This is a genomic window from Streptomyces sp. NPDC004111, from assembly GCF_042874215.1.
GTDB lineage: Bacteria > Actinomycetota > Actinomycetes > Streptomycetales > Streptomycetaceae > Streptomyces.
This window is the reverse complement of the sequence record NZ_JBIAMU010000006.1, coordinates 204,179-214,695: the sequence shown is the minus strand read 5'-3', so window position 1 is coordinate 214,695 and position 10,517 is coordinate 204,179. Positions and strand designations below refer to the sequence as shown.

Genomic DNA, 10,517 nt, shown 5'->3' with positions numbered 1-10,517 from the left:
GGCACAGAGCGTGACGGAAGAGTGCGGCGGGCCGGTGGAGGCCCGGCCGCTGGACGCCCTCGCGGCGACCATCGAGCAGCTGCGCCGGGACCTGACACTGGCTCAGGAGTCGGCGGACGCACGGGCGTTGATCGGCATCGCGACCGGCATCCTGGTCGAACGGGGACAGGGCGGGCCGGTCGAGGCCGCCCTGCACCTGGAGCGGCTGGCGGAGTCGGCACGGGTTCCGCTGCTCGAACTGGCGGCGGACATCGTGCACGGGGCGGCCGGCGACCACGTCGCCGACACGCTCCCGGTGAACGCCACCACCCCGACGACCGCGTTCGCGGCGCCGGGCGGGGGTGCCGTGCCGGGCGGCAACGGCGCCGCGCGGCCCGCCGTGCCGTCGCCCGCGGGGTCCGGGGACGGGGCGCGGCCCGGCAACGTACTGCGGCTGCGGGCCGCCGAGACCGGGTCGATGACCGGGGACGCGCAGACCGCCGCCCGGTCCCTGTTCGAGCAGGCGCTGGCTCCGCTGGGGGCGAGCGCGCTGGCGCTGTGGGCGGCCGGGCGCGACGGTGCGCTGATACTGGCCGGACACGCGGGCTTCTCGCGCGGCGAGGCGCAGCGCTGGCGGTACGTGCCGCCGGGCGTGGGCACCTGGGCGCAGCAGGTGCTGGGCGAGCGCCGGTCCCGGTGGTACGGGTCGCTGCCCGCGGGCACCCCGGGGATCGGGCTGCGGCACGGCACCGACGGGGCGCGCAGCGTGCTGCCCGCCGAGGTGGGCGGCCGGATCCTGGGCGTGCTGGAGGTGTGCTGGCCGCAGCCGCAGCCGCCGCTGACCACCGCCGCGGCCCGGCAGCTGGACGCCCTGTCGGACCTGTGCGCGCACACCCTGCCGGGCACCGAGGTCTCCGCGCAGGCGGCCGGGACGCCGCCGGACGAGAAGGCGGGCCCGCTGGCCGACCTCGCGGACGGGCTGCTGGATCCGGCGCTGGTGCTGCTGCCGCTGCTGAACGACCAGAACAGCGTGGTCGACTTCCAGATCGCGTACGCCAACGAGCGCTTCACCGACCTCGCGGGCCGCTCCCGGTCCGTGCTCACCGGGATGCGCTGGCTGGAGGCGTACCCGCTGAGTGCCCGTCAGGGGGGCCTGTACGAGCACCTGTTGCGGGTGCACGCGACCGGCGAACCGTTTCGCTCGGGCCGGATGACGCTCGACTCCCAGGTGGACGAGGTGCCGCTGGTGTCGGTGGCGTCGGTGGGCATCGGCCGCTACGGCGACTCGGTGCTGCTGAGCTGGCGGCTGGAGGACGAGGCGTCCCGGCTGGCCTCGCTGCTCCAGCACGCCCAGCGGCTGGGCCGGATCGGCGGGTTCGAGGAGAACACCGTCACCGGCTCCATCCTGTGGAACAGCCAGCTCTTCACCCTCTTCGGGCTGCCGCCCAGCTCCTCGCCGGTCCCGCTGGAGCGGTTGCACCACCATGCGCACGACGACGACTCGGTGGCGATCGGCCGGTTCCTGCGGACCCTGCTGCACCACCGGCACTCGGCGTCCGCCGCGTTCCGGCTGCGCCGGGCGGACGGGGTGATGCGGCACATCCGGATCGTCGCGGAGCCGGTCACCGACCCGGCGGGCAACCTGCTGTCGGTACGCGGCGCCTACCAGGACGTGTCCTCCCAGCACTGGACGGAGGTGGCGCTGGCCGCGACCCGCGACCGGCTCGCCGACTCCGAGGAGCAGGCGGCGGCCCGCAGCAGGCTCGCCCTCCAGCTCCAGCAGGCGATCATGCCGCCGACCCGGGACGCGGTGGAGACGGCGGGGCTGCTGGTCGCGGTGCGCTACCGGCCCGCCGAGGAGGAGCACCTGGTCGGCGGCGACTGGTACGACGCGGTGGCGCTGCCCGACGGGAAGGTGCTGCTGGCGGTCGGCGACGTGGCGGGCCACGGCATCCACGCCGCGACCGGCATGGTGGTGCTGCGCAACGCGCTGCGCGGCCTGGCCGCCACCGGCGCGGGCCCGGCCCAGCTGCTGGGCTGGCTCAACTCGGTGGCCCACCACCTCACCGAGCACGTCACGGCCACCGCCATCTGCGGCATCTTCGACCCCGGCACCCGGCTGCTGCGCTGGGCCAGGGCGGGGCATCCGCCGCCGGTGCTGGTGCGGGGCGGGGCCGCGGCGGCGCTGCCGATGCCGCCGGGCATCCTGCTCGGTGCGATCGGCGAAGCCGCGTACACCGAGAACGAGTTGACGCTGGAGGCGGGCGACCGGCTGCTGATGTACACGGACGGTCTGATCGAGCGCCGGGACCGCACGGTGCAGGAGTCGCTGGAACAGTTGCTCGCGCTGGCGGGGACGGCGCCGCCCGGTCTGGAGAAGCACCTGGACGGGCTGCTGACCCACAGCCGTTCGGACACCGACGACGACACCTGCCTGATCGGGATCGAGGTGCTCTGAGCGTTCCCGGTTCCGGGTTCCCGGTTCCCGGTTCCGGGAGGGGACGGTTCAGTCGGTGGTACGGGCGGGGCCGCCGCCGTCCCCGCCGAAGCCGGGGTCCGGCAGCACCGCGTCCGTGATGCCCGCGCGGGCGGCCTCCAGTTGGGCGGCGAAGGCGATCCCGAGGAAGAGGGCGACGCCGGTGAGGTTGGCCCACAGGAGCAGGGCAACGAACGCGGTGAGGGGCCCGTAGACCGCGCCGAAGGTGCCGCTGCGGCCCACGTAGAAGGCGAGCAGCCAGGTGGTGCCCACCCACAGCACCAGGTGCACGGCGGACCCGAACGCCAGCCAGGTGTAGCCGGGCTGGCGTCTGCGCGGCGACCGGCGCAGGATCACCGCCGAGGCCACCCAGGCGAGCAGCACCCCCGCGGGGATGTCCAGCGCGTGCCAGCCGTTCCGCCAGGACGTGGGCCAGTTCAGGGCCTGGGCGAGCGCGTCGCCGACCGCGTCGCCCGCCACCAGCCACAGGAACCCGAGCACCAGCGGCAGACCGGCCGTCAGTGCGAGCAGCAGGCTGCGGCCGTACTTGTGGGTGAAGGGGCGGTCGCGCTCGATGCCGTAGATCCGGTTGGCGCCGCGCTCTATCTGTGCCATCGCGGAGGTCAGGTTGACGAGGGCGAACAGCAGCCCGGTCCACATGGCCACGGCGGCCCAGCCGCTGGTGGCGGCGGAGCGCCGGGTCTCGGCGAGCGCGTCGGAGACGAGCCCCGCGCTGTCGCCGGGCACGATGTGGGCCAGCGTCAGCTCCACCACCCGTCCGACGCTGTCGGTGTGCACGGTGGCCGCCGCCCCCACCACCGCGATGAGGAACGGCACGATGCCGAGCACCACCTGGTAGCCGAGCGAGCGGGCGTGGCTGAACCCGTCGGCGTACCGGAACCGCGCGAAGGCGTCGAGCAGCAGCTTGCGTCCGCCGTAGTGGCGCAGTGCCGTCAGCGCCTCGTCGCCGGAGAGCTCGTCCCCGATCATGTCCCGGGTCTGCGGCACATGAACAGCAGTTCCCATCCGGCATACGCTACCGCCGCGCGGCAGCTACTCGGGGCGTCCCGGCAGGATCGGCGGACTGGCCAGCCGTACCAGTTCCAGGGCCTGGTCCGGGAACCAGTCTCCCGCCTTGGGGTCGACGGTGTCCCGCTCCGGGTCCTTGGGGCCCTGGGTGCCGCGCAGGCACAGGCCGTCCGACTCCCCCGGCGTCTTGATCCACAGCTTGGCGTCGTGCAGCGGGTCGCCGGTGCGGGTGGTGGGGCGCGCGCCGAGGCCGCGGCCGGGCGGGTTGCACCAGTCCTGCGGGTCGGTGTACTTGCCGGCGGGCGGGGTCCAGGGGCCCTTGCTGTTGCGGCTGGTGTCGGTGATGAAGTGCTTCATCCGCGAGGGGGGTGTGGTGACGTTCTTGTCGATCCAGGCCTGGGCGGCGTCGCGGGGGCCCTTCTGCGAGGGGCAGGACTCGGCCTTGCCGCCGGCCTCGACGTAGGCCAGGCACGAGGAGATGAGCTTGCCGTACCAGGCGTTGGTCTCGTCGGTCTGGTGGTTGGAGGCGTTGGTGTAGAAGCCGGTGGCGGTCTTGATGCCGCCCTTGACCAGACGGGGCACGATGCTGGCGGTGTCGTGCCAGCCGGCGTGGCCGGTGTCGAGGTAGACGCGGGTGCGGCGCAGTGCGGCGAAGGTGTTGACCGCGTGGTTCACCTCTTCGTACCGGGCGGCGGTCTTGGTGCCCTGGGCGTCGTCCTGGCCGCAGTCGGAGGGCACCAGGGCCAGCGAGTCCGGCTCCAGGACGATCAGTGCGTCGTGCTTGCCGATGCCGCGGGCGACCCCGTCGATCCAGGCCTTGTACTCGGCGGTGTTGGCGGCGCCGCCGCCGGAGTAGTTGGAGCAGTCGCGGCCGGGGATGTTGTAGAGCGCGAAGACGGGCATGGAGCCGTCGATCTCCGCGTCCCTGACGACGGCGCGGGCATCCTTCTCGACGGCCTCGGGGCTCTGGTCGCCGTACCAGACGGCGTGCGGGGTGCGCACCATCCGGATGATCCCGGCGGCCTCGCGCAGCGCGCCCACGGTGCCGCTGTTCGTCAGCTTGAGCGCCTGCTTGTACGCGTCCGGGTTGGCGAGCGGGGTGTAGAGGCGCGGGCTGCCGGTCAGCAGGGGTGCGGGCGGTCCGGCCGCCGCGGGGGCGCCGCCCGCGGGCTCGGGCGCGCCGGACGCCGGGGCGGACGTCATGGCCCACACGACCCCGGCGGCGAGCGGCGGCAGGACGGCCAGGGCGAGGGCGCCGCGGCCCAGTGGCCGGGCGGGGCGTTTGAGCCGCCGGGTCCCTCTGGGCCGGGCGTGCTTGACGGGACGCAGGGTCGGCACGGGCTCGGTGTGCCGGGCATGCTGCGCGGGTTCCTCGGGTCGCATGGGTCACTCCTGGGTCGCAAGGACGTGCGGGAGCGGTTCCCGCACGAGAGTTGCCCAGGGCAATGTGCGCGTCAAGAGTGAGGGGACTTCCGATGCTCCCGGGCCGCGAGCCCACGCTGCATCAGGTCGGGGAAACCCGCAGGACGGCGGGCGTCCGGGAGGGCCGGACGGGTGAGGAAAGAGACTTGACGGGTGCTCAAGGGTTTGTCGACAGGGTCTGCCGACCCGGCGCGGGTCACGACAGGGTCTGCCGGGCCGGCGCCGGTCGCGCGCACGGACCCGCGGCCCGCGCACCACGCCCGGCCCCGCTACCCGCTACCCGCTACCCGCTGAGGGAGCGTCAGGCGACGGAGCCTATGCGTCCCGCGGGGCCCGTGGCCGGGTCGTGGTGGATGGGGGTGTGTGCTCCCGTCAGGGAGACCCCGCTGCCGCCGCGGCGGGCCGCGACGATCTCCGCGGCGATCGACAGGGCCGTCTCCTCCGGGGTGCGGGCGCCCAGGTCGAGTCCGATCGGGGAGCGCAGCCGGGCCAGTTCCAGTTCGGTGACGCCCACCTCGCGCAGCCGCTCGTTGCGGTCCAGATGGGTGCGGCGCGAGCCCATCGCGCCGATGTACGCGACGGGGAGCTTCAGGGCGAGTTCGAGGAGTGGTACGTCGAACTTGGCGTCGTGGGTGAGGACGCACAGCACGGTCCTGGCGTCCACCTCGGCCGCCGCGAGGTAGCGGTGCGGCCAGTCGACGACGATCTCGTCCGCCTCGGGGAAGCGGGCCTTTGTCGCGAAGACGGGGCGGGCGTCGCACACGGTGACGTGGTACCCGAGGAACTTACCGACCCGCACCAGGGCCGACGCGAAGTCGATCGCCCCGAAGACGATCATCCGGGGGGCGGGGACGCTCGACTCGACGAGCAGGGTGAGCGGCTGACCGCAGCGGGAGCCGTCCTCACCGATGGTGGTGCCGCCGGTGCGGCCCCCGTCGAGCATCGCGCGGGCCTCCGCGGCGGCGGTGCGGTCCAGTTCGGGGTGGCCGCCGAGGCCGCCCAGGTGGCTGCCGTCGGGGTGGACGAGCAGGGCCCGGCCGAGCAGTTCCCGGGGGCCTTCGGTGATCCTGGCGAGTGCCGCCGCCGTTCCCCGCGCGGCGAGGGCGAACGCCTCGGCGTAGACCTCCCGGGCGGGCGAGTCGCGGCGCACCGGCGTCACCAGGATGTCGATGACGCCGCCGCACGTGAGGCCGACCGCGAAGGCGTCCTCGTCGCTGTAGCCGAAGCGTTCGACGACCGACCGGCCGTCGAGCAGGGCCTGTTGGCACAGTTCGTAGACCGCGCCCTCCACGCATCCCCCGGAGACGGACCCGATGGCCGTGCCGTCGCTGTCGACGGCGAGGGCCGCGCCGGGCTGCCGGGGAGAGCTGCCGCTGGTGGCCACGACCGTGGCGACGGCGAACTCCCGGCCCTGCCGGGACCACCGGTCGAGCTCTTCGGCGATGTCCAGCATGACTGTCTCCTCTGACGTGTCGGGGAAGCGTGGAGGGCTCGCGGGCAGGACTACCCGACGCCGAGCCAGCTCTCGATCGGGTGCAGGGCGAAGTAGACGATGAAGATCGCCGTCAGTGCCCACATGAAGGCGCCCAGCTCGCGCGCCTTGCCCTGGGCCACCTTGATGACGGTCCAGGCGATGACGCCCGCGGCGACACCGGTGGTGATGGTGTACGTGAACGGCATCAGGACGACGGTCAGGAACACCGGGATGGCGGTGCTGCGGTCGGCCCAGTCCACGTGCCGCGCGTTCTGCATCATCATCGCCCCGATGACGACCAGCGCGGCGGAGGCGACCTCGGCCGGGACGATCGTGGTGAGCGGGGTGAAGAAGAGGCAGGCGGCGAAGAAGAGACCGGTGACCACCGAGGCGAGACCCGTGCGGGCCCCCTCGCCGACGCCCGTCGCGGACTCCACGAAGACGGTCTGGCCGGAGCCGCCCGCCACACCGCCGATGGCACCGCCGGCGCCGTCGATGAACAGCGCCTTGGACAGGCCCGGCATCCGGCCCTTGTCGTCGGCCAGCTTGGCCTCCGTGCCGACGCCGATGATGGTGGCCATCGCGTCGAAGAAGCCGGCCAGCACCAGGGTGAAGACGATCATGCCGACGGTCAGCACGCCGATGTCGCCCCAGCCGGTGAACTCGACCTTGCCGAAGAGTTCGAAGTCCGGCATGGAGACCGCGCCGTCGATCTTGGGGGCGACGCCCGCGCTCCAGCTCTTGCCGGGGATGTTCACGACCGCGTTGACGACGACCGCGATCACCGTGCCCGCGACGATGCCGATGAGGATGGCGCCGGGGGTGTTGCGGGCCTGGAGCGCGAAGATCAGCAGCAGGGTGACGGCGAAGATCAGGACCGGCCAGCCGGTGAGCTCGCCGGCCGGGCCGAGGGAGACGGGCACGTTGCCCGGCGCCGTGTTGCGGTGCACGAAGCCCGCCTTCACCAGCCCGATCAGGGCGATGAAGAGGCCGATGCCCATGGTGATGCCGTGCTTGAGCGCCAGCGGGATCGCATTCATGATCATCTCGCGCAGGCCGGTGACGACCAGGAGCATGATCACGACGCCGTACATCACGCACATCGCCATGGCCTGGCCCCAGCTCATCTGGGGGGCCACCTGCGAGGCGAGCACGCCGGAGACGCTGAGACCGGCCGCCAGCGCCAGCGGCACCTTGCCGACGAAGCCCATCAGCAGGGTGGTGAACGCCGCCGCGAGGGCGGTCGCGGTGATCACGGCGGCGGCCGGGAGCTTGTACCCGTTGACGTCCGGGCCGCCGATGAGCACCGGGTTCAGCAGGAGGATGTACGCCATCGCCATGAAGGTCGTGATGCCGCCGCGGACCTCACGGGCGACGGTGGACCCGCGCTGGGATATGTGGAAGTAGCGGTCGAGCCAGGACCGGCCGGCGGGCTGGCGCGTACCGGCGCCGGCGTCCTCCGCCGTGGTCCTGGGCTCGGTGGACTGCTGGGTCATGATGCCTGGTCTCCCAAGGTTCAAAGGGGCATCCGCGAACGGGCTCGCGAGCGAGCGGGGCGCGGAATTCGGGGACGGTGCGAGGGCTGCACGACCCGGAGGACGGTCCGAGACGAAAGCGCAAGGTGCGGGTGACACGTGTCCAACCACCGCTGTGACAGCGGCTGTTGCGTCCCCGGGCGGCGGGGCGGGGAACGGTGGAGTTCCTGGAGGCGGCGCCGCCCGGGGGGTCTTCTGCCGGGACCTGGGGTTGCTCAGGTCCCGGTGAGGTGCTCCGGTCGTACCGGAGTCCGGTCGAGCTCCAGACCCGTCGCCGCCCGGATCGCCGCGATCACGGCGGGGGTGGACGAGAGGGTCGGGGCCTCGCCGATGCCGCGCAGTCCGTACGGCGCGTGGTCGTCGGCGAGTTCGAGCACGTCGACGGGGATGGTCGGCGTGTCGAGGATGGTGGGCAGCAGGTAGTCCGTGAAGGAGGGGTTGCGCACCTTCGCGGTCACCGGGTCGACGACGATCTCCTCCATGACGGCGATGCCCATGCCCTGGATGGTGCCGCCCTGGATCTGGCCGAGCACGGAGAGCGGGTTGAGCGCCTTGCCGACGTCCTGCGCGCAGGCCAGTTCGATGACCTTGACCAGGCCCAGCTCGGTGTCGACCTCGACGACGGCACGGTGCGCGGCGAAGGAGTACTGGACGTGGCCGTTGCCCTGTCCGGTGCGCAGGTCGAACGCCTCGGTGGGGCGGTGGCGCCACTCCTCCTCGACCTCGACGGCCTCGTCCTCCAGCACGTCCACCAGGTCGGCCAGCACCTCGCCGCCGTCGGTGACGACCTTGCCGCCCTCCAGGAGCAGCTCGGCGGTCGCCCACGCCGGGTGGTACGAGCCGAACTTGCGGCGCCCGATCTCCAGCACCTGCTCGCGGACCAGCTCGCAGGAGTTCTTGACCGCGCCGCCGGTGACGTACGTCTGGCGGGAGGCCGAGGTGGAGCCGGCCGAGCCGACCTGGGTGTCGGCCGGGTGGATGGTCACCTGGGTGACGCCCAGCTCGGTGCGGGCGATCTGCGCGTGGACGGTGACACCGCCCTGGCCGACCTCCGCCATGGCGGTGTGGACGGTCGCCACCGGCTCGCCGTTGATGACCTCCATCCGCACCTTGGCCGTGGAGTAGTCGTCGAAGCCCTCGGAGAAGCCGACGTTCTTGATGCCGACCGCGTAGCCCACCCCGCGTACGACGCCCTCGCCGTGCGTGGTGTTGGACAGCCCGCCGGGCAGCGCCCGCACGTCCGCCTGCTCGCCGGCCGCCAGCCACTGCTGCTCGGGCGGCATCGGCATGGCCTTGACCCGGCGCAGCAGCTCCGCCACCGGGGCCGGCGAGTCGCACGGCTGCCCGGTCGGCAGCAGGGTGCCCTGCTCCATGGCGTTGAGCTGCCGGAACTCCACGGGGTCCATGTCCAGCTTCGCGGCGAGCTTGTCCATCTGGGCCTCGTACGCGAAGCACGCCTGGACCGCGCCGAAGCCGCGCATGGCGCCGCAGGGCGGGTTGTTGGAGTACAGCGCGATGGCCTCGATGTCGACGTCCTCGACGACGTAGGGGCCCACGCTCAGCGAGGACGCGTTGCCGACGACCGCCGGGGAGGCGGAGGCGTAGGCGCCGCCGTCGAGCACGATGCGGCACTTCATGTGGGTGAGCTTGCCGTCCTTGGTCGCCCCGTGCTCGTACCAGAGCTTGGCGGGGTGGCGGTGGACGTGGCCGAAGAACGACTCGAAGCGGTTGTAGACCATCTTGACCGGCTTGCCCGTGCGCAGCGCGAGCAGGCAGGCGTGGATCTGCATCGAGATGTCCTCGCGCCCGCCGAAGGCCCCGCCGACGCCGGAGAGCGTCATACGGACCTTCTCCTCGGGCATGCCGAGGACGGGAGCGATCTGGCCGAGGTCGGAGTGCAGCCACTGGGTGGCGACGTACAGGTCGACGCCGCCGTCCTCGGCGGGCACCGCGAGGCCGGACTCGGGGCCGAGGAAGGCCTGGTCCTGCATGCCGAAGACGTACTCGCCGGTGACGACGACGTCCGCCTTCTTGGCCGCCTCGTCGGCGTTGCCGCGCACGATCGGCTGGCGGTGCACGATGTTGGGGTGCGGGACGTGGCCGATGTGGTGGTCGTCGCGGTTCTCGTGCACCAGGATCGCGTCGGGCGCGGTCGCGGACGCCTCGTCGGTGATGACGGGCAGTTCGCGGTACTCGACCTTGATCTTGGCGGCGGCGCGGCGGGCCGTCTCCGGGTGGTCGGCGGCGACCAGCGCCACCGGCTCCCCGTGGTGGCGGACCTTGCCGCAGGCGAGGACCGGGGTGTCCTTGAACTCCAGGCCGTACGTCTTCTGTGCGGCGGGCAGGTCGTCGTACGTCAGCACCGCGTAGACGCCGGACGTGGCGAGCGCCTCGCCGATGTCGATGGAGACGATCTCGGCGTGCGCGACCGTGGAGCGCAGGGTGTGGCCCCAGAGCATGTCCTCGTGCCACATGTCCGAGGAGTAGGCGAACTCGCCGGTGACCTTCAGGGTGCCGTCGGGGCGGAGCGTGGACTCGCCGATGCCGCCCTTGGTCTTGGTGCCCTGGTTGATGTTCGTGGGTGTTCCTGTGACGCCCATGG

Annotated in this window: 6 protein-coding genes; 1 reads left to right on the top strand and 5 read right to left on the bottom strand. The window is 72.8% G+C overall.

Annotation, left to right across the window (positions count from 1 at the left end; all coding sequences use genetic code 11):
• Positions 1 to 10: 10 nt before the first annotated feature.
• Positions 11 to 2,437 carry a SpoIIE family protein phosphatase gene (locus ACFYVL_RS14950; protein ID WP_389244594.1) on the top strand — a complete coding sequence of 809 codons (2,427 nt, stop codon included), beginning with the start codon at positions 11 to 13 and terminating at the stop codon, positions 2,435 to 2,437.
• A gap of 48 nt (positions 2,438 to 2,485) precedes the next feature.
• Here ACFYVL_RS14950 and ACFYVL_RS14945 read toward each other — a convergent pair whose 3' ends face one another.
• The 5 genes from ACFYVL_RS14945 to ACFYVL_RS14925 form a co-directional block, all read right to left on the bottom strand.
• Positions 2,486 to 3,481 (bottom strand): YihY/virulence factor BrkB family protein, encoded by a 996-nt coding sequence (locus tag ACFYVL_RS14945; RefSeq protein ID WP_389244592.1) that lies wholly within the window; start codon positions 3,479 to 3,481, stop codon positions 2,486 to 2,488.
• A 27-nt stretch (positions 3,482 to 3,508) separates the two neighbouring features.
• Positions 3,509 to 4,867, bottom strand: coding sequence for a glycoside hydrolase family 6 protein (locus tag ACFYVL_RS14940; RefSeq protein ID WP_389244591.1), 1,359 nt, complete (start codon positions 4,865 to 4,867; stop codon positions 3,509 to 3,511).
• A 340-nt stretch (positions 4,868 to 5,207) separates the two neighbouring features.
• Positions 5,208 to 6,359 carry an XdhC family protein gene (locus ACFYVL_RS14935; protein ID WP_389244589.1) on the bottom strand — a complete coding sequence of 384 codons (1,152 nt, stop codon included), beginning with the start codon at positions 6,357 to 6,359 and terminating at the stop codon, positions 5,208 to 5,210.
• A 50-nt stretch (positions 6,360 to 6,409) separates the two neighbouring features.
• Positions 6,410 to 7,876 carry an NCS2 family permease gene (locus ACFYVL_RS14930; protein WP_389244587.1) on the bottom strand — a complete coding sequence of 489 codons (1,467 nt, stop codon included), beginning with the start codon at positions 7,874 to 7,876 and terminating at the stop codon, positions 6,410 to 6,412.
• Between the two features lie 254 nt (positions 7,877 to 8,130).
• Positions 8,131 to 10,515: a xanthine dehydrogenase family protein molybdopterin-binding subunit gene (locus ACFYVL_RS14925; RefSeq protein WP_389244831.1), complete on the bottom strand. Its 2,385-nt coding sequence runs from the start codon at positions 10,513 to 10,515 to the stop codon at positions 8,131 to 8,133.
• Positions 10,516 to 10,517 lie beyond the last annotated feature (2 nt).